This is a genomic window from Leisingera sp. CC-HEC096 (genome assembly GCF_059429235.1).
This window is the reverse complement of record NZ_JCAIJS010000001.1, coordinates 195,782-214,471: the sequence shown is the minus strand read 5'-3', so window position 1 is coordinate 214,471 and position 18,690 is coordinate 195,782. Positions and strand designations below refer to the sequence as shown.

Below are 18,690 nucleotides of genomic sequence, written 5' to 3'. Positions count from 1 at the left end.
GCCCAGCGGCCTGCAAGGCCCGGCTCTGCGGCAGATTGCGCAAACGCAAACACCGCGCAGGGTTGCCCTTGCGCGGTGTCCGTAATCCGATCCGGTAAAGGGATCAGGCCAGGGAAATCAAGCCTGAGCGGCTTGTGCCTTGGCGATCTCTTTCTTCACTTTCAGCGCGTTTGCCGACAGCTCTTCGTCCTTGGCTTTGGCCAGGAACGCGTCCAGGCCGCCGCGGTGGTCGACCGAGCGCAGGGCAGCTGCGGAGATGCGCAGCTTGACGCCACGGCCCAGAACTTCGGACTGCAGGGTCACGTCGTTCAGGTTGGGCAGAAAGCGGCGCTTGGTTTTGTTGTTGGCGTGGCTGACATTGTTGCCAGTCATCGGGCCTTTTCCGGTCAGTTCGCAACGGCGCGACATATCTTCATCCTTCGTTTTTGGAGGCGCTGGCAGTCCGGCGCCAAATCACAAGGGGCGCGGCCATTGGCTGCGCCCGAAAACTGGTCCGCTGCTCTTACGCTCAACCGGCAACAGCGTCAAGTGATTCAACTCAGCTTTCTTGCCGGGCTTACTGCACCTATTTCCGGCCTGCCGCAACCCCTTGCGGCCGCCCGTTTCCGGCCCGGCAACCGGCGTCAGGCGGCGCCCAGCGCCCGCAGCATGATCCGGGCCGCCTCGCCCGGGCTTTTGCCGCCCCCGGCAACTGTTCCCGCCAGTTCCGCCATCTGCGCCTTGGCCTCCGGCGTCTCCAGCCGTGCCAAGAGCGCCTGGCGCACTTCCTGATCGAACCAGTAACAGGCCTGATCGGCCCGGCGGCGGTCCCAGTGGCCGTTCTCCTGGCGCCAGGCGGTCAGCGCCTGCATTTCTTCCCAGGCCTTGTCCAGCCCGTGCTCCTCGACGGCGGAAACCATCAGCGCCTTGGGAAAGCCCTCGGGGTCCTGAGGGCGCTTGCGCAGCAGCCGCAATGCGCCGGCGTAGTCGGCGCAGGTGCGGGTCGCCACTGGTTTCAGCGGCCCGTCCGCCTTGTTCACCAGAATGAGGTCGGCCATTTCCATGATGCCCCGCTTGACGCCCTGCAGCTCATCGCCTCCCGCAGGCGCCAGCAAGAGCAGGAACAGGTCCGACATCTCCGCCACCACGGTTTCCGACTGGCCGACACCAACGGTTTCAATCAATACCACGTCAAAGCCTGCCGCCTCGCACAAGGCCACCGCCTCGCGGGAGCGGCGGGCGACGCCGCCAAGGTGGCTCTGGCTGGGGGACGGGCGGATGAAGGCGTTACGCTCGCGGCTGAGGCGCTCCATCCGGGTCTTGTCTCCCAGGATCGAGCCGCCGGAGCGCGCCGAGCTGGGATCAACCGCCAGCACCGCCACCCGCAGCCCCAGCCCGGTCAGCATCATGCCGAAGCTTTCGATGAAGGTGGATTTGCCGACGCCGGGCGTGCCCGACAGGCCGATGCGCAGGGATTGGCGTTTGTGCTTGGCCAGTTCCGACAGCAGTTCCCCCGCCCTGGCGCGGTGATCCTCGCGGCCGCTCTCCACCAGAGTAATGGCCCGGGCCAGCGCCCGGCGGTCGCCATCAAGGATTTTCTGCGTCAGTTGTCCGGTATCCATGCGTGCCTTCCTGTCGTAATGGGCGGACCTTGGCGCAAGCCATGCCGCAAAGTCCAGCCCCTGCCGTCTGCCGGGCACCCTACATCAGCAGGTGCCGCAGGAAAGGCGGCAAATCCGCCGCGCCTGGTGCGGTTTGCGCAGTGCAGGCAGCGCCCCGCCCCCACCCCTGCCTCGAAAAACAATCATGCAAAAGCAGACTGTCCCGCCCGGCTGAAGGCCGGGCTGCGCCGGCCCGCCCCCATGGGGCGGCGCATTCGCACCACCCCGCGGGCCTCTGCAACCCTCAGCGCTTCACCCATGACGTCCTGCCCACGACACCGCTAGACCTCCCCCTTGGCTTTGGCGATAAGGCGACATGACCAGATTGCCGATCGAAGACGCCCTCCCCGAATTGCTGGACGCCCTGCGCGCCCGCGGCCGTGCCGTCCTGCAAGCGCCGCCCGGTGCGGGCAAGACCACGCGGGTGCCGCTGGCGATTCTGGAGGCCGGCCTCACCCGGAGCCGCATCGTGATGCTGGAACCGCGCCGCCTGGCTGCCCGCGCCGCCGCCGAACGGATGGCGGAAACGCTGGGAGAGAAGCCGGGCCAGACCGTCGGCTACCGGGTGCGCGGCGATGCCAAGGTCTCCAAGGCGACGCGGATCGAGGTGGTGACCGAGGGCATCCTGACCCGGATGCTGCAATCGGACCCGGACCTGCCCGGCGTCGGCGCGGTGATCTTTGACGAATTCCACGAACGCTCCCTGAACGCCGATCTGGGCCTCGCCCTGTGCCTGGAGGTGGCGGGCGCGCTGCGCGATGACCTCATTCTGCTGGCGATGTCCGCGACGCTGGACGCCGGGCCGGTGGCGGCGCTGATGGAGGCGCCGATGGTGACCTCCGAGGGCCGCAGCTACCCGGTGGAGACCCGCTGGCTGGAGCGCCCCCTGCCCGCGCAGGCCCGGCGTGTCGATGCGCTAACCGATCTGGTGGTTCAGGCGGAGAGAGACACAAAGGCCACCGGCGGCGGCATTCTGGTATTCCTGCCCGGCGAGGGCGAGATCCGCCGCGCCGCCGGTGCGCTGGAGAAGCGGCTGCCCGGCCACTGCCATATCCGCCCGCTGTTCGGCGCCCTGCCCTTTGCCGAGCAGCGCGCAGCGATCCAGCCCGAGGCGCAGGGCCGCAAGGTGGTGCTGGCGACCTCGATCGCCGAGACCTCGCTGACCATTCAGGACATCCGTGTGGTGGTGGACATGGGCCAGGCGCGGCGGGCGCGGTTTGATCCCGGCTCCGGCATGTCGCGGCTGGTGACGGAAAAAGTGACCCACGCCGAGGCCACCCAGCGCCAGGGCCGCGCGGGCCGGGTGGCGGAGGGCGTCTGCTACCGCCTGTGGACCAAGGGCGAGGAAGGCGCGCTGATGGCGTTTCCACCCGCTGAGATCGAAAGCGCCGACCTGACCGCGCTGGCTCTGGAACTGGCGCTGTGGGGGGCCGCTCCTGACGATCTGATGTTCCTGACCCAGCCGCCCGCGGGCGCGTTGGCGGAGGCGCAGGCACTGCTGCACATGCTGGGGGCGCTCGATACGCAGGGGCGGATCACGGAGCATGGCAAGGCGCTGGCCGCCCTGCCGCTGCATCCGCGGCTTGGGCATATGCTGCTGCAGGCGGGCCCCGAAGCCGCACCGCTGGCGGCCCTGCTGGGCGAACGCGACCCGCTGCGCGGCGCGCCTGCGGATCTGTCCCTGCGGCTGAAGGCGCTGAGGGACCCCAAAGGGTTTGTACGCAATCACCCCTATCAGCTGAACCGTCCCGTCGTGGAACGGATCAAGAGCGAGGCGAGGCGTCTGGAGAAACAGGCCGGCCGCCGGGATGCAGGGCTGTCTGCCGCGATGATGGCGGCCCTCGCCTATCCCGACCGCATCGGCCAGCGCCGCAAGGGCGACGCGCCGCGGTTCGTGCTGTCCGGCGGCAAAGGTGCCATTCTGGATGGCGGCGACACGCTGGCAGGCGCGCCGTTCATCGTGGCGCTCGATACCGACGGCAACCCGCGCGAGGCCAGGATCCGGATGGCCGCACAGATATCGCTGGCTGAGATCCGCGAGCTGTTTGCCGGTCAGATCGCCTGGGCAGATACCTGCGAGTGGTCAAAGCGCGACCGCCGGGTGGTGGCGCGCCAGCAGGAGCGGTTCGGCGCCGTGGTGCTGGACGACCGGATCTGGAAGGACGTGCCGCCAGACGCCGTGGCACGGGCGATGCTGGACGGGGTGCGCGACCTGGGCCTGCGGCTGACGGGCGCTGCGGCGCGGCTGGCGGCGCGGGTGGAGCTGGTGCGTGCGGAAGGATTTGACCTGCCGGATTTCTCCCTGCCCGGCCTGACGGACACGCTGGAGGACTGGCTGCTGCCGATGCTGGACGGGGTGAAATCGGCCGAGGACTGGAAGCGCTTCGACCTGCTGCCGGCGCTCAAGGCCGCGCTGAGCTGGGAGCAGACGCAAGTGCTGGACCGCGAGGCGCCGGGCAGTTTCGTCACACCGCTGGGGCGCAAGATCCCGATCAGCTATGACGGCGAGATCCCGGAAATCTCGGTCCGCCTGCAGGAGATGTTCGGGGTGACCCGGCATCCGTCCGCGGGCGGCGTGCCGCTGAAAGTCTCGCTCTTGTCGCCCGCCCAGCGCCCGATCCAGATCACCCGCGATCTGCCGGGCTTCTGGGCCGGCTCCTATGCGGATGTGAGGAAGGACATGCGCGCGCAGTACCCCAAGCACCCCTGGCCCGAGGACCCCACGCAGGAAGACCCGACCCTGCGCGCGAAACGGCGGAAATGACCGCCCGCAGCGCGCCGCAGGCGCGCTGCACGGCCCAACGGCTGGCCGTGCATCTGTGATGCGCCGCCAGCGGGCGGGAGCGCCGCCGCAGCAGCCCGCTGTGCCGTCCTGCACGGTATAATCGCTTTCTTCACGGGTTTGCGGCCATACTGCGCAGGATGCCGCAAGCGGACCGTCAATGCGCAGCTGGAAAACCGCGCAGGACGGCTCCGTTCAGGCGGCAGCCTTGAAATTCCGGGCAAGTACGCATACTTTCCCACAACTTCGCACAAGAACACGGGGCAAACCCAACACATAAGGCTGAGCAGAGATGACCCGCACCCTGACCCGCGCCTGGGAGGAAATCCTCAGGCCGATGCTGAAACGACCCAACCGCCTGCAAGTTGCCGCCCTGTGCTACCGCATGGGCGCGGACGGCAAAGAAGTGCTGATGATCACCAGCCGCGGCACCGGCCGCTGGATCATCCCCAAGGGCTGGCCGGTCGAAGGCAAGGACGGTCCCGCCTCTGCCCTGCAGGAAGCCTGGGAGGAAGCCGGCGTCAGATCCGCGAAAGTTTCCAGGCAGCCCATCGGCGAATTCAACTACGTAAAACGCCGCGATCATGGCCTTGATGAACCGGTGACCACGCTGATCTTTGCCGCCGAAGTGGAAACACTTGCCGACGACTACCCCGAGTCCGATCAGCGCAAGCGCCAGTGGATGCGTCCGGAGCAGGCTGCGGAACTGGTGCATGAGCCGCAGCTGCAGGTTCTGTTACGTCAATTGTAAAAGTTATGTGACATTTTCATGTCAGACGCTTGAACCGCTCCCGGAGCGGCGTTAGGCGCGTCCGCAGACCTCAGAATCAGGAATACGACAATGAGCGATGCACCCCAGCGCACGCAATGGACCACGCTGGACAAGGACCTGAACCGGATCTCCCAGCTTGAACTCGCCACCGCCTATGTCTCCCGCCCGCTGGTGGCGCCGGGCATCGCGCTGGCCTTTATCGTGCTGGCAGGCCTCGGGGCCGGCGTCTTCTTCGGCGGCTCCGCCATGAGCATGGTGGTAATCGCCGCCGCCGCATTCGGCGCCTATATGGCGATCAACATCGGCGCCAATGACGTCGCCAACAACATGGGCCCGGCGGTGGGCGCCAACGCGCTGACCATGGGCGGCGCCATCGTGATCGCTGCCATCGCCGAAAGCGCAGGCGCGCTGCTGGCGGGCGGCGATGTGGTTTCGACCATTTCCAAGGGCATCATCGACCCCACCGCGGTGGCCAGCAGCAACGTGTTCATCTGGGCGATGATGGCGGCGCTGATCTCCTCCGCCCTGTGGGTGAACCTGGCCACCTGGGTCGGCGCCCCCGTGTCCACCACCCATTCGGTTGTGGGCGGCGTGCTTGGCGCCGGTGTGGCTGCCGCAGGCACCGCAGCGGTGAACTGGCCCACCATGGGCAAGATCGCCGCCAGCTGGGTAATCTCGCCGGTGCTGGGCGGTATCATCGCCGCGCTGTTCCTCGCCTTCATCAAGGCCAAGATCATCTACCAGGAAGACAAGATTGCCGCCGCGCGCCGCTGGGTGCCGGTTCTGGTCGGCATCATGGCAGGCGCTTTTGCCTCCTACCTGGCGCTGAAGGGCCTCAAGAAGATCGTCAAGATCGACCTCCAGACCGCGCTGCTGATCGGCGCTGCCATTGGCGCGCTGTCCTATGTCATCACCGCGCCGCTGATCAAACGCCAGTCCGAGGGCATGGAGAACCGCAACAAGTCGCTCAAGGCGCTGTTCGGCCTGCCGCTGGTGATCTCCGCGGCACTGCTGTCCTTTGCCCATGGCGCAAATGACGTGGCCAATGCCGTTGGCCCGCTGGCCGCCATCGTGCACGCTACCGAGTTCGGCGATTTCGCCTCCAAGGTCACCATCCCGACCTGGGTGATGGTGATCGGCGCCTTCGGCATCTCCTTCGGCCTGTTCCTGTTCGGCCCCAAGCTGATCCGCATGGTCGGCAGCCAGATCACCAAGCTGAACCCGATGCGCGCCTATTGCGTGTCGCTGTCGGCAGCCATCACCGTGATCGTGGCCAGCTGGCTGGGCCTGCCGGTCTCCTCCACCCACATTGCCGTGGGCGCGGTGTTCGGCGTCGGCTTCTTCCGCGAGTGGCATATGGAGCGCCGCCTGAAGAAATCCGCCGCAGGCCGCCCGGCGGAGAGGCGCATCGCGCCGGAGGAACGCCGCCGCCGCAAGCTGGTGCGCCGCAGCCACTTCATGACCATCGTGGCCGCCTGGGTGATCACCGTGCCCGCCGCAGCACTTCTGTCGGCCGTGATCTACCTGGTGCTCAACACCTTCGTCGGCTGAGCCGTTCAGCCCGGCCAATCACAAAGCCCCCGCAGCATCCGCCCGCGGGGGCTTTTCTTTTGCGCTCAGAAGCGCTCCACCCACGGCCGCAGCACCAGTTCATCGCTCCAGGCAGAGCGGTCCTGCTGGATCAGGTGCATGTATTCCCGGGCAATCGCATCCGGGTCGAGCATGGTGTCCGGATTGTCCGCGCTCTCTACCCTTTCGGGGCGGGAGGCATTGCGGATGCCGCCGTCGATATTGACCCAAGCCACGTGAATGCCTTTGGGATGCAGCTCCCGCGCCATTGATTGCGCCAGCCCGCGCTGTGCAAACTTTCCCATGGCAAAGGGCGCCGAGTGGGCAAAGCCCTTCACCCCTGCCGAGGCGCCGGTGAACAGGATGGTGCCGAGACGGCCGTTCTCCGGCTGCTGCGCCAGCATCCGTTTGGCCGCTGCCTGCCCCAGCAGGAACGCCCCATGTGCGGTCACCTCCACCGCCTTGCGGACCTGCTCCGGGTCCAGTTCCGTCAAGGAGCCGCGAACCCGGGCCGACGGGTTATAGCAGGCCACCCGCAATGCGCCCTGCACGCCCCGGACAAGCTGCTGGATCCCCTCTGCATCGGTGCCATCCAGCGCATGCACCTGCGCCCCGGTTTCCGCCGCCAGCCCTTCCAGCTTGTCCGTGCTGCGCGCCGTCAGATGCAGGGCATAGCCGTCCCGGGACAGCGCCCGGGCCAGGGAGGCCGACAGGCCCGCCCCTGCCCCCACGATCAGTGCCACCGGTTTTTCTGATGTATCTGCCATCGCTGGACCTCCCCGTATGTGATGGAGAGATGCTGGGGGCAATTCACCCGCCGCACAAGAGCTGACAGCGCGGCACGGGCCTGGGTACTCCGACGCAAAGCCGGTGCAATAAGCGCAATGCCTGCGCTTTATGGGCCGCGCCGGGCCGCAGGCCCGGCGCCACGCCCAACGGTCAAGGCGCATTCCGGGGAATGTGCCGCGGCGGGCGGGAGTGCCCCATCCCCGCAGGCCGGGAGTTCAGGAACCTGACGGTGCCCCGGAAGCCTTAGCCGCCGGCGCACCAGCGCATGATGGCCTTTTGCGCGTGCAGCCGGTTTTCGGCCTCGTCAAAAATCACCGAGTTCGGACCGTCCATCACCTGGCTGGTCGCCTCCTCCTCGCGGTGGGCCGGCAGGCAGTGCATGAACAGCGCGTCCGGCTTGGCGTGGGACATCAGTTCGGCATTGACCTGATAGGGCCGCAGCATGTTGTGGCGGCGCTCTTTGGAGGACTGGCTGTCATGCATCGACACCCAGGTATCCGTGACCACCAGGTCCGCGCCTGCGACCGCCTTGGCCGCGTCGCGCTCGATCACCACCTTGGAGCCCGCCTGGCGCGCCAGACCGACAAACTCGTCTTCCGGGTCCAGCTGCGCCGGACCCGCAAAGGTGAGGTCAAAGCCGAACTGGCCGGCGGCGTGCAGGAAGGACGCGCAGACGTTGTTGCCGTCACCGCACCAGACCACCTTCTTGCCCTGGATCGGGCCGCGGTGCTCCTCATAGGTGAGGATATCGGCCATGATCTGGCAGGGGTGGGTGCGGTCGGTCAGGCCGTTGATCACCGGCACGTCCGAGTATTCCGCCATCTCGGTCAGCACGGTCTCATCAAAGGTGCGGATCATGATCATGTCGACATAGCGGCTGAGCACCCGGGCAGTGTCGGCAATGGTCTCACCATGGCCCAGCTGCATGTCCTTGCCCGACAGCACCATCGTCTCGCCGCCCATCTGGCGCACGCCGACGTCAAAGGAGACACGGGTGCGGGTCGAGGGTTTCTCAAAAATCAGCGCCACCATCTTGTCTTTCAGAGGCAGCTCATCATCCAGCGCCGCCTTAGGGCGGCCAAGGCGCGCCTGCTTGGTGGCCTTGGCCTGGTCGATGATCGCGCGCAGATCGGCGGGGCCGGTTTTGTGGATGTCGAGGAAATGGTTCATGTCGGTATCGCTTTGTTCTGGCGAAGGCCGGGGCGCCTGCCCCCGGACCCCCGGGAGTATTTCTCCAAAGGTGAAAATCAGGCAGCTTCGACCTGGGCGGCGGTTTTTTCCAGGCGGCTGACGGCCTCGGCGATGTCCTCATCGGTCAGGGTCAGCGGCGGCAGCAGGCGGATCACATTGTCGGCTGCCGGAACGGTGATCAGTTCGTTGTCGTAGCCTGCCTTGACCACGTCGGCGTTCACCGCCTTGCACTTGAGGCCCAGCATCAGGCCGGAGCCGCGCACCTCTTCGAACACCTCCGGGTGATCGGCCACCAGCCCTTCCAGCTTCTGCCGCAAGAGGCCCGCCTTGCGGTTCACCTCGGCCAGGAAGGCCTCATCCGCGATGTGGTCCATCACCGCGCAGCCCACCGCACAGCCCAGCGGATTGCCGCCATAGGTGGAGCCATGGGTGCCCGCGGTCATGCCGCTGGCCGCGTCCTCAGAGGCCAGCACCGCGCCCAGCGGGAAGCCGCCGCCGATGCCCTTGGCCACCATCATGATGTCGGGCGCGATGCCCGCCCATTCATGGGCAAACAGCTTGCCGGTCCGCCCGACGCCGCATTGCACCTCATCCAGGATCAGCAACAGGCCGTTGTCATCGCAGATCTGGCGCAGCGCCTTCAGCTCAGCGTCGGGAACCGGGCGGATCCCGCCCTCGCCCTGCACCGGTTCGATCATGATCGCGGCAGTGCTTTCGCTGATCGCATCAGTCACACCGTCCAGATCGCCGAAGGTCAGATGCACGAAACCGGGCAGCAGCGGGCCGAAGCCCTTGACCATCTTCTCGGAGCCCGCCGCCGCGATCCCCGCCGAAGACCGGCCATGGAAGGAGCCGTCAAAGGTGATGATCTCCACCCGCTCCGGCTGGCCCTTGTCGTAGAAATACTTGCGCGCCATCTTCACGGCCAGCTCGCAGGCCTCGGTGCCGGAGTTGGTGAAGAACACGGTGTCGGCAAAGGTATGCTCGACCAGCTTGTCCGCCAGCGCCTTCTGCTGGGGGATGTGGTAGAGGTTGGAGACATGCCACAAGGCTTGCGCCTGGGCGGTCAGCGCCTCCACCAGCGCCGGATGCGCATGCCCCAGCGCGTTCACCGCGATGCCGGAGCCCAAATCCAGAAAGCGGCGCCCGTCCGCCGTGGTCAGCCAGGCGCCTTCGCCTTTGACGAATTCCAGCGGTGCACGGTTGTAGGTCGGCAGAACGGACGGGATCATCAGGATCATCCTTTTCACAGGTAGAAGCCAAAGCTGTGACGTAAGCTTGGCCTTGGGTCAACGGGGGATCATAGGATTTCGAAGGGGGGATGTGCCGCATGGCAGGCACAACAGATCAGGGGCCGGTCACGCCAGGCGGCGTCGGCGTCGCGAAATGGTGGTATGTGCGCGTTTGATCATGGGCAGGTTCCATAGTGGAGGTTTCATCGAAAGAAAACCCCTTTTGTGCACCTCGCCCCGCCAAACCGCCGCAGCGCGCCGCCCGGCCCCTTCACCTTTGCTGAAATACTCCGGGGTGAATTGGCCGCCAGGCCAAGAGGGGCAGCGCCCCTCTCCTTCGCAAAACCGCGGGGCAGCGCCCCTTCTGGCCCTTCAGCGTAAGGCAGGCACCGAACCATTTCCCCTTGCATCCCGCCGCGGCTTGCCGCACCGCTTGGCGATGAGCCGCGACACCCCTGAGAACCCGCCCCTGGCCGCTGCCCTGATCCTGGCAGCGACAACCTTCATTGCCGGCACCACGCTGATGGCCAAGGCGCTGGGGACGGATCTGCTGGGAACGCCGCTTCACCCGATGCAGATCAGCCATGGCCGCTTTCTGTTCGCCTTTTTGGTGATCTCAACCGCCGTGCTGGCCCTGCGGCCGCGGTTCTCCCGCCCGCATTGGGGGTATCACATCGGCCGCACGTCCTTTGGCTGGGCGGGGGTCACGCTGATGTTTGCCTCCGTCGCCTATATTCCGCTGGCCGACGCCACCGCGATCACCTTCCTGAACCCGGTCTTCGGGATGCTGCTGGCCATTCCGCTACTGGGTGAGCGGGTCGGCCCCTGGCGCTGGGGCGCTGCGCTGATTGCCATGATCGGCGCGATGATCCTGCTGCGGCCCACGCCCGCCAGTTTTCAGCCTGCCGCGCTGCTGGCGCTGGCAGCGGCGGCGGTGATGGGGCTGGAGCTGATCTTCATCAAGAAGCTGGCGGGCCGCGAGGCGCCCCTGCAGGTGTTGTGGGTCAACAACCTGTTGGGGCTGGCAATTGCCAGCTGCGCGGTGCTGCCTGTCTGGCAGATGCCAAGCCCGGCGCAATGGGCGGCGCTGGCGGGGCTGGGACTGCTGATGGCCTGCGCGCAGGCCTGTTTCATCAACGGGATGGCGCGCGCCGATGCCTCGTTTGTGGCGCCGTTCAGCTATGCCACGCTGGTGTTTGCGGCGCTTTATGACTTTCTGGGTTTTGGCGCGGTGCCGGATGCGGTCTCCGTCCTCGGCGCCGTGATCATCCTGGCCGGAGCCGCCGTGCTTGCCTGGCGGGAGGGACGGCGCAAACCAACCGCCGCCTCAGCCGCCCCCGCCGCGCGGTAAGGCCGGCGCCCGGCAGGACGCCGCCTGGCCACCGGGTCAGGGCTTCAGCCGGTAGCCGGTGCGCAGCATCCCCCAGGCCAGGCCGCTGACCGCCAGGGTCGCGCCGCCGCACACCGCCAGACCCAGCCAGGGCGAGCTGTCCGATGTGCCGATCACCCCGAATCGCACTCCGTCGATCAAGTAGAACACCGGGTTCAGATGCGAGATCGCCTTGAGCACCGGCGGCAGCGCCTCCACCGAATAGAAGGTGCCGGACAGGAACGCCAAGGGCGTCACGATGAAGTTGGTGATCGCCGCCATCTGGTCGAACTTGTCGGCAAAGACCCCGGCGACGATGCCCAAGGCCCCGAGGAAAGCCGCGCCCAGCACGATGAACAAAAGCGCCACCAGCGGATGCGCGGGCACGATCTGCAGCACCGCCATCAGCCCCAGCCCGATGCCCAGCGCCACCAGCGTGCCGCGCGCCACCGCGCCCGCCAGGTAGCCCAGCAAAATCTCCAGCCCCGACAGGGGCGGCATCAGCGTGTCGACGATATTGCCCTGCACCTTGGCGATCACGATGGAGGAGGAGGTATTGGCAAAGGCATTCTGGATCACCGTCATCATCATGATGCCCGGCGCCAGGAAAGTCAGGAACGGCACGCCCATGACGTCGCCGCGCCTGGGGCCGATGGCAATGTTGAAGATCATCAGGAACAGCGCCGCGGTCACCAGCGGCGCCAGCAGGGTCTGGGTCCAGACCACCAGGAACCGCTTCACCTCGCGCCAGGCCAGCGCCTTGAGCCCCAGCCAGTTCACCTGCCCGAACCTGCGCGCGCCCAGTTCGACCTGATATCCCTGATCTGCCATGATGCCCCCTGTGTTTTTGCTGCTTTGCCTGCATAACGGCTGCCGCTTGGGGCGCAAGATGCCTTGTAACTCCGCCCGCAGTGATTAGAATAGAGCGATCACACGGAATATGATGGCGGCCGCAGAACCCCTGGGGCCGCTATTAGCTTGGAAAGGCAACAGATGTCCTGGACAGACGAGCGCGTCGAACTGCTCAAGAAAATGTGGGGCGAAGGCCAGTCGGCCAGCCAGATCGCCAAGGAACTGGGCGGCGTGACCCGCAACGCCGTGATCGGCAAGGTGCACCGGCTCGGCCTGTCCAACCGCAACAGCGGCGGCGCCAAGGCGGCTGAACCCAAGGAAAAGCCCGCGGCAGCCCCGGCCGCTGCCGCGCCGAAACCGGCCGCGGCGCCCAAGCCCAAGCCGCAGCCCAAGACCGAACCGGCCCGCCCGGCCGCGGCCCAGCCTGCAGCCGACGCCAAGCCCGCAACGCCTGCGCGCCGCCAGATCATCCCGGCCGGCCAGCCGCTGCCGCCGCAGCCCTCCGCCAATGAGATCAGCCCCGAGGCGCTGGCCAAGGTGAACGAGGTCGAGAAGAAGGCCAAGAAGCTGGGCCTGATGGAGCTGACCGAGCGCACCTGCAAATGGCCGGTGGGCGACCCGGCGACTGAGGACTTCTGGTTCTGCGGCCTGCCCGCCCAGCAGGGCAAACCCTATTGCGAGGCGCATGTGGGCGTGGCCTTCCAGCCGATGTCCTCCCGCCGCGACCGCCGCCGCTGAGCGCGTCCGGCAGCTTGAGATATCAAAGCCCCGGCAGTGCGTCCGGGGCTTTTTGTTTTTGCGGGGCCTCCCGTCTTCCAGGAAGGTCTGCATGGCAGGATGCATCCGGCACAAGCGCCGGACACGGCTATTTCTCGCCGCATGTGTCGGTGGGCTGGCAAGCGGCGCCCGGTTTGCGCAAATATGGGACCTGGCAATATCCCAATCTATTTGACTTGTGAGCGGGCAGAGCTTCCGTCTGTGCCGCATTGGCCAACGACTGCAAGCAGCCCGTCACGAACTTGCGGAAGACAAGGCTTCATTCCGCTGCCTCGACCGGTTTTGCCCAATCTTCCCATCCTGTTCCGGCTGTCATGACCGGGCCTTCCCAAGCAAAGGGGATCTGATGGATGGTGGTGTCGCGCCCGTCGATCTGAAACACAAAATAAGCCGGATCCATCGGGGCACCTTTCAGCAGTTCAGTTTCACTCAGGTCTGGGATTGACTGGTTGCCTGTCGAAGGCACGCTGGCAAAAGGGACCCCCGCCAGGCACCCGTGGATGGGCGCATGAACATGGCCGAAATGGATGTAGTCAATTTTTTCTGCATGGGCTCTGATCAGGCCCTGAAAAGGGCTGCGATCATCCTTGTTCAGGGCGATCTTGTCTTCGGCGGGCAACCCCAACAGCATCGGGTTGTGATGCAGAAAAACGCGTGCGCGTTCGCAACTTTCAAGCTCGGCCTGCAGCCAAGCCCGGCGGACTGCGCAGAAATGCCCGGCATGAGTGCGCTCGCCCACGCTGTCGAGATAAATGAAGCGCGCACCGTCGACTGTTTCAGCATGATTGACGAAGCCGTTTTCGTCCACGGGATGATCCGCAAAAACGGACCGGAAGGTTGCCCGGTCGTCGTGGTTGCCAATCATCAGCCGCACCGGAACCGGCAGATCGGCGACGGCAGCTTGCAGCGCTTCATAGGCTGCGCGTTCCCCCCAGTGGGCCAGATCGCCAGTTATGATAATGCGTGCGGCATCGGCATGGTTTTCCATCACGTGGGCCAGAGCGCGTGCGAACCGGGCATGGGGGTTCAGCCCGCCCATTTCCTCGCCGGGGACTGTCAGGTGAATGTCTGAAATATGGATGATTTTCATTTTCTTACTCTGCCCGAAGAAGAACCGGCCGCACGCAGGTGCGCGCGCAGCCGGAAAGAAGGCGTTAGCCGTTGGGAAGCAGGTCGGCGACTTCTTCGACCATCTCTTGCTGCAGCGCTTTCATGTCGGTGGCGTCGCCAGTGACAATGCGTTCGATGCCGTCGTAGATCACCTGAGTGACCGCCAGACCATTGTCGCCCGGATAAGCCAGCCAGTCGCGAAGCAGCGGCAGCTGATCCACGGCAGTCTGCTTGTTCGGGTTCTGGTCATAGAAATCAGCCAGGATCACCTCGTTCGCGGCCTTGTTCGGCGGCATGTAACCGGTGGTCTTGGCCACTTCGGCTGCGCCTTCGCCGCTGGTGATGAACTTGAGCCAGGCCCAGGCGGCCTCCTGCACTTTCGGATCATCCGACGTTGAGGTCAGCATGGCGGCGTTGCCGCCCGCAGGCAGGCCTTTGGGAGTTTCGCCCATGCCGGGGAACGGGCCGGTTTTCAGCGCGAACTCACCTTGCGAGCGTTCGACAGCGCCCAGGGCCGAGGTCGACCAGAACATCATGCCGATCTCACCCGCCGAGAAGGAGGCCAGCGCCGCCTTCCACTCGAGGTTCTGCATGTCGCATTTGGTGAAGATCTCCTGCATCTGCTCCATGGCGGCCAGTGCCTCGGGGCTGTCCAGAGTCACACGGCCGTTGTCGACAATCGCCTTGTCCTGTGACCACATCAGCGCCTGCATGAACCAGTTGCCGGTGATGTTCCAACCCCAGAAAATCGGGTTGTCGATGCCGTTGGCCTTCATGGTTTCGCACATGCCGATCACCTCGTCCCAGGTGGTGGGCAGGGTTTCAACTCCGGCTTCTTGCAGGAGGTCCATGTTGTAATAGCCAACCGGCAGCGAGACCGAGAACGGCAGGCCGTGAACGTTTTCGCCAAAGGTCGACAGCGACAGCATGGCCTCGTGGTAGCCATTCTTGGCAAAATCCGCTTCTTTGGCGATGAACGGTTCCAGCGATTTGGCGATGCCCTTGTCGACCAGGATCTGCTGACGGTTCAGACCCTGCATTGTGACATCGGGAAGGTTGCCGGACACTGCTTCGCGCAGGATGGTGTTGGTGCCGTCCTCGTAGGATTCATAGGTGGCGCGGAATTTCACATCAATATTCGGATGCGCTTTCCTGAAGGCCGGCATCATGGCCTCATAGGTGACGTCGAACAGATGGCTGTAGGGATAGGCGAATTCGATGGTCACGGTGTCTTCGGCCATCGCGGCGGCAGCGGTCAGCGCCAGGGCCATTGCAGACAGGGCGGTTTTCATGGAAATCTTCCTCTCATTCCAAACGTGGAGCGCTTGTGTTTGGCGATGCACGCTCCGGGTTGATCCCAGTCGGGATTACGGGAGGGTGCGGGGCAGCCCGCACCCGAAACTCATTTCATTCCGTTCAAGGTGATCCCTTCAATGAAGCGCTTCTGCGCCAGCAGGAACGCAACGATCAGCGGGGTAACGATCACGGTGGCGGTGGCCATCATCGGGCCAAAGAATGACCCGTCGCCATCTCCCTTGAACTCACGCAGGCCCAAAGGCGGCGTAAACAGGTCGCGGTTTCCGGTCACCACAATGCGGGGCCAGAAGTAGTCGTTCCAATGGGCCACGATCGAGAAAATGGCAAAGGCCAGCAGCGCCGGGATTGCGGTAGGCAGCATGACCCGCCAGACGATGGCGAATTCGCCCATCCCGTCCATGCGCGCCGCGTCAATCAGATCATCCGGCACCGTCATGAAGAACTGGCGCATCAGGAAGATGCCAAAGACCGAAATCGTCCAGGGCACAACAAGCGCGGCATAGGTATTGGTCAGCCCCAGCTTGGCCAGCATGATGTAAAGCGGCAGCGCAATGGCGTGAACGGGGATCAAGAGGCAGAACAGCACCAATCCGAAAACCGCATCCCGGCCCCAGAATTTCAGCTTGGCCAGGGCATAGGCCGCAGGCAGCGCGACCACGACCTGGATCAGGAAGATCGACGCCGTCACGATGACCCCGTTCAGCAGATAGCGTAGCAGCGGCGCCTCGGTGAAGGCCTTGGAATAGTTGAAGACGACAGGCCGCATCGAGCAGTCAGCCGTAGCCTCTGCCACCAGCAGCTCCCGGATCGCACTGTCGCTTTGCCCCGGGAAACGGTTCGCTGCGGCGGCGATATCATCACGGCTGGGGTCGCGTAGCTTGACACAGCGCTCATCCACCATCATTTCCTGCCGTCCGAAAAATCCGCCCTCTCCCCGGTCAATCTCACCTGGCGATTTGAACGAATAGCTGACCATCATATAGAACGGCGCAAGGACAACGATCACGCCAAGGATCAGGATCAGGTGCTTCCACCAGTCACGGGTCATTTGTAATGGACCTTTCGTTCCACCAGCCAGCGCTGGATCAGCGTGAGAAACATGACGAAGGCAAGGAACAGCATGGTGATTGCCGAGCCGATCCCGATCAGGTTCTGCTGGATGCCCTTCTCAAAAATGGCAAACATCATCACATAGGTGGACTTGTTCGGCCCGCCGCCCTGCGGCCAGAAGGCCTCGATGGTGTCAAAGACCTGAAAGGCGCGGATGCAGGTGATGGTGACGACAAATACAGTGGTCGGCCCCAGCGCAGGCCAGGTTACCAGCCGGAACCGCTCCCAGGCGGATTTGGCCCCGTCCATCTCTGCGGCGTGATACAGCTCACGGTGGACGCTGGTCAGCCCGGCCAGATACAGCACCATGTTAAAGCCGAACCCCTGCCAGATGCCGATAAAGCATATCACCCAGATCGCATAGCGTTTGTCGCCCAGCCAGACCGGGAAGCGGTCAGCGCAGCCCTGCGCCAGGAAGGGCCAGATCTGTTCCAGAAATGTGCCGCAGCTCATTTCCAGCGTGCGGTTCACCATACCGATTGACGGGTGAAGCATGAACTCCCACGCAATTGCCATCGCCAGAAGCGTCGCCATGACCGGCAGGAAGTAGATCGTCTTGTAGATCTCGCGGAACCGGCCCAGCGAATTGATCAGCAGCGCGGCCCCCAGCCCAAGCCCGACCGAGATCGGCACCACGGTCACCACATAGGTCAACGTCGCCAGAAACATCTTTTCATAGGCCGAACGGGTAAACAGCTTTTCATAGTTGCGGCTGCCGACCCAATCAAAACCGCTGTTTCCAAGCGAATAGCTGGTGAAGGACAGCACCCCCGCGATGACGATTGGCACCAGCAGGACGATCACCATCAATACCAAGGCCGGCGCGGTCAAGACCCATGCGGCGCGTCGTTCTTTGGTTGCGTGACCTGCAACTGCGCTTGGCGCTGTATCAGTCATGGAGGTTTCGATGGCTGACATCTCAGGCCACCTCAGAGGTTGCAGCGTTCGGATGACGAAGCCTGCGTACGCGTGCCCCACCCGCATCGAAAATCAGCGCTTTGTCCGCATCAAACGCCAGGGCGACAGGTGCTCCCAGCGCCAAAGCTGCGCGTTGTTCAGGCTCTGCGCGCAGCGTAACGCGCTCCTCCAGGCCCGCGACTTCGACTTGAACGAACAGCTCTGAACCCAGGTTTTCGCTATGAACAACACGGCCGCGGATCGGACTGTCTCCGCTTGTCAGCCGAAGCGCCTCAGGCCGGATACCCAGTGAGCCGACACCTCTGCCCCCGTCGATAACGGCAAGATCCAAGGCCTGATCCAGCAGGCTCAGCCGTCCGTCAGCTGCGATTTCAAGCGGCAGGATGTTGATTTTTGGAGAGCCGATGAATTCGGCAACCTCGATCCGGTCGGGATCTTCATAGACCACATCAGGGGCTGCACATTGCAGGATGCGCCCGCCCATCATCACCGCGATGCGGTCTGACATCGTCATCGCCTCGACCTGATCATGAGTCACATAGATAAATGTCGCTGCCAGACGGCGGTGCAGCTGCGCGATCTCAGCCCGGGTCTGGACCCGCAGTTTCGCATCGAGATTGGACAGCGGTTCATCCAGCAAGAACGCGGCAGGCTCCCGCACCAGGGCCCGCCCCAGAGCCACCCGCTGGCGCTGGCCACCGGAAAGCTGACCCGGCTTGCGGTCCAGAAGATGCCCGATCTCAAGCATTTCAGCAGCATGGCGGACATCCCGGCCTATACCGCCAGCCACGGTACGTGCGCCGGGCATAAAGCCGCCGACAACCGGCAGCCGCTGCAATCCGTTCATGCGCCGCATCCTGAGCGGCACCGCGATGTTTTCGCCCACGCTCAGATGCGGGTAAAGCGCATAGGACTGGAACACCATCGACAGATTGCGGTCCGCCGCGCGCTGGCCTGCAACGGAATGCCCGCCGATCCGGATGACTCCGTCGCATTGGTCTTCCAGTCCGGCGATGATCCGCAGCAGTGTGGACTTGCCGCAGCCTGACGGACCAACCAGCGAGATAAATTCACCGTCGGCAATATCAAGGGATACCCCTTTGAGCACCTCGGTCTCGCCAAAGCGCTTGGTTACATTTTTGATGCTCAGCCCTGCCATCCGATTCCTCCATCTGACAGGGGCTGTCTAAGCAGCTGAGCCTTCACTTTTGTGACGTCATATTAGTGAGACTAATGGCGGCTATGGCCTCGCTCAAAAGGAG

Annotated in this window: 16 protein-coding genes; 5 read left to right on the top strand and 11 right to left on the bottom strand. The window is 64.6% G+C overall.

Annotated elements, in window-relative coordinates; all coding sequences use genetic code 11:
- Positions 1–117: 117 nt before the first annotated feature.
- Positions 118–408, bottom strand: a complete 291-nt coding sequence (rpmB, locus tag AC5STI_RS01015) for a 50S ribosomal protein L28 (protein WP_019296104.1) — start codon at positions 406–408, stop codon at positions 118–120.
- 215 nt (positions 409–623) lie between these two features.
- The gene (gene meaB, locus AC5STI_RS01010) at positions 624–1,601 is read right to left on the bottom strand and encodes a methylmalonyl Co-A mutase-associated GTPase MeaB (RefSeq protein WP_495445269.1); all 978 of its coding nucleotides are present in this window, start codon (positions 1,599–1,601) and stop codon (positions 624–626) included.
- Between the two features lie 355 nt (positions 1,602–1,956).
- Here meaB and hrpB point away from each other — a divergent pair, with 355 nt between their 5' ends.
- From hrpB to AC5STI_RS00995, 3 genes are all read left to right on the top strand, one after another.
- Positions 1,957–4,404, top strand: coding sequence for an ATP-dependent helicase HrpB (hrpB, locus tag AC5STI_RS01005; protein WP_495445268.1), 2,448 nt, complete (start codon positions 1,957–1,959; stop codon positions 4,402–4,404).
- Between the two features lie 310 nt (positions 4,405–4,714).
- Positions 4,715–5,173, top strand: coding sequence for an NUDIX hydrolase (locus AC5STI_RS01000; protein ID WP_475050795.1), 459 nt, complete (start codon positions 4,715–4,717; stop codon positions 5,171–5,173).
- Between the two features lie 90 nt (positions 5,174–5,263).
- The gene (locus AC5STI_RS00995; RefSeq protein ID WP_490398131.1) at positions 5,264–6,745 is read left to right on the top strand and encodes an inorganic phosphate transporter; all 1,482 of its coding nucleotides are present in this window, start codon (positions 5,264–5,266) and stop codon (positions 6,743–6,745) included.
- 65 nt (positions 6,746–6,810) lie between these two features.
- On the opposite strand, the gene AC5STI_RS00990 is transcribed toward AC5STI_RS00995, so the two are convergent.
- The 3 genes from AC5STI_RS00990 to AC5STI_RS00980 form a co-directional block, all read right to left on the bottom strand.
- Complete coding sequence (locus AC5STI_RS00990; protein ID WP_495445267.1) at positions 6,811–7,530, bottom strand: SDR family NAD(P)-dependent oxidoreductase; 720 nt, start codon at positions 7,528–7,530, stop codon at positions 6,811–6,813.
- A 265-nt stretch (positions 7,531–7,795) separates the two neighbouring features.
- On the bottom strand, positions 7,796–8,722 hold the full coding sequence (gene argF, locus AC5STI_RS00985) for an ornithine carbamoyltransferase (RefSeq protein ID WP_495445266.1): 927 nt from the start codon (positions 8,720–8,722) through the stop codon (positions 7,796–7,798).
- Between the two features lie 77 nt (positions 8,723–8,799).
- A complete protein-coding gene (locus AC5STI_RS00980; RefSeq protein ID WP_495445265.1) occupies positions 8,800–9,975 on the bottom strand; it encodes an aspartate aminotransferase family protein in 1,176 nt (391 codons plus the stop codon).
- A 439-nt stretch (positions 9,976–10,414) separates the two neighbouring features.
- On the opposite strand from AC5STI_RS00980, the gene AC5STI_RS00975 reads away from it, so the two are divergent.
- Positions 10,415–11,326: a DMT family transporter gene (locus tag AC5STI_RS00975; RefSeq protein WP_495445264.1), complete on the top strand. Its 912-nt coding sequence runs from the start codon at positions 10,415–10,417 to the stop codon at positions 11,324–11,326.
- A gap of 36 nt (positions 11,327–11,362) precedes the next feature.
- Here AC5STI_RS00975 and AC5STI_RS00970 read toward each other — a convergent pair whose 3' ends face one another.
- On the bottom strand, positions 11,363–12,175 hold the full coding sequence (locus AC5STI_RS00970; RefSeq protein WP_495445263.1) for an ABC transporter permease: 813 nt from the start codon (positions 12,173–12,175) through the stop codon (positions 11,363–11,365).
- A gap of 162 nt (positions 12,176–12,337) precedes the next feature.
- Between AC5STI_RS00970 and AC5STI_RS00965 the strand changes: the two genes are divergently transcribed.
- A complete protein-coding gene (locus AC5STI_RS00965) occupies positions 12,338–12,934 on the top strand; it encodes a GcrA family cell cycle regulator (RefSeq protein ID WP_027234793.1) in 597 nt (198 codons plus the stop codon).
- A gap of 298 nt (positions 12,935–13,232) precedes the next feature.
- Here the strand turns inward: AC5STI_RS00965 and AC5STI_RS00960 are convergent, their stop codons facing one another.
- The 5 genes from AC5STI_RS00960 to AC5STI_RS00940 all read right to left on the bottom strand — a co-directional run bounded on the left by AC5STI_RS00960 (position 13,233) and on the right by AC5STI_RS00940 (position 18,587).
- Positions 13,233–14,063 carry a metallophosphoesterase gene (locus AC5STI_RS00960; protein WP_495445262.1) on the bottom strand — a complete coding sequence of 277 codons (831 nt, stop codon included), beginning with the start codon at positions 14,061–14,063 and terminating at the stop codon, positions 13,233–13,235.
- Between the two features lie 64 nt (positions 14,064–14,127).
- The gene (locus AC5STI_RS00955) at positions 14,128–15,375 is read right to left on the bottom strand and encodes an ABC transporter substrate-binding protein (RefSeq protein ID WP_495445261.1); all 1,248 of its coding nucleotides are present in this window, start codon (positions 15,373–15,375) and stop codon (positions 14,128–14,130) included.
- Between the two features lie 110 nt (positions 15,376–15,485).
- The gene (locus tag AC5STI_RS00950) at positions 15,486–16,448 is read right to left on the bottom strand and encodes a carbohydrate ABC transporter permease (protein ID WP_495445260.1); all 963 of its coding nucleotides are present in this window, start codon (positions 16,446–16,448) and stop codon (positions 15,486–15,488) included.
- Positions 16,445–17,407 (bottom strand): carbohydrate ABC transporter permease, encoded by a 963-nt coding sequence (locus AC5STI_RS00945; protein ID WP_495447714.1) that lies wholly within the window; start codon positions 17,405–17,407, stop codon positions 16,445–16,447. The genes AC5STI_RS00950 and AC5STI_RS00945 overlap by 4 nt, the downstream gene beginning before the upstream one ends.
- A 22-nt stretch (positions 17,408–17,429) precedes the next feature.
- On the bottom strand, positions 17,430–18,587 hold the full coding sequence (locus AC5STI_RS00940; RefSeq protein ID WP_495445259.1) for an ABC transporter ATP-binding protein: 1,158 nt from the start codon (positions 18,585–18,587) through the stop codon (positions 17,430–17,432).
- Positions 18,588–18,690 lie beyond the last annotated feature (103 nt).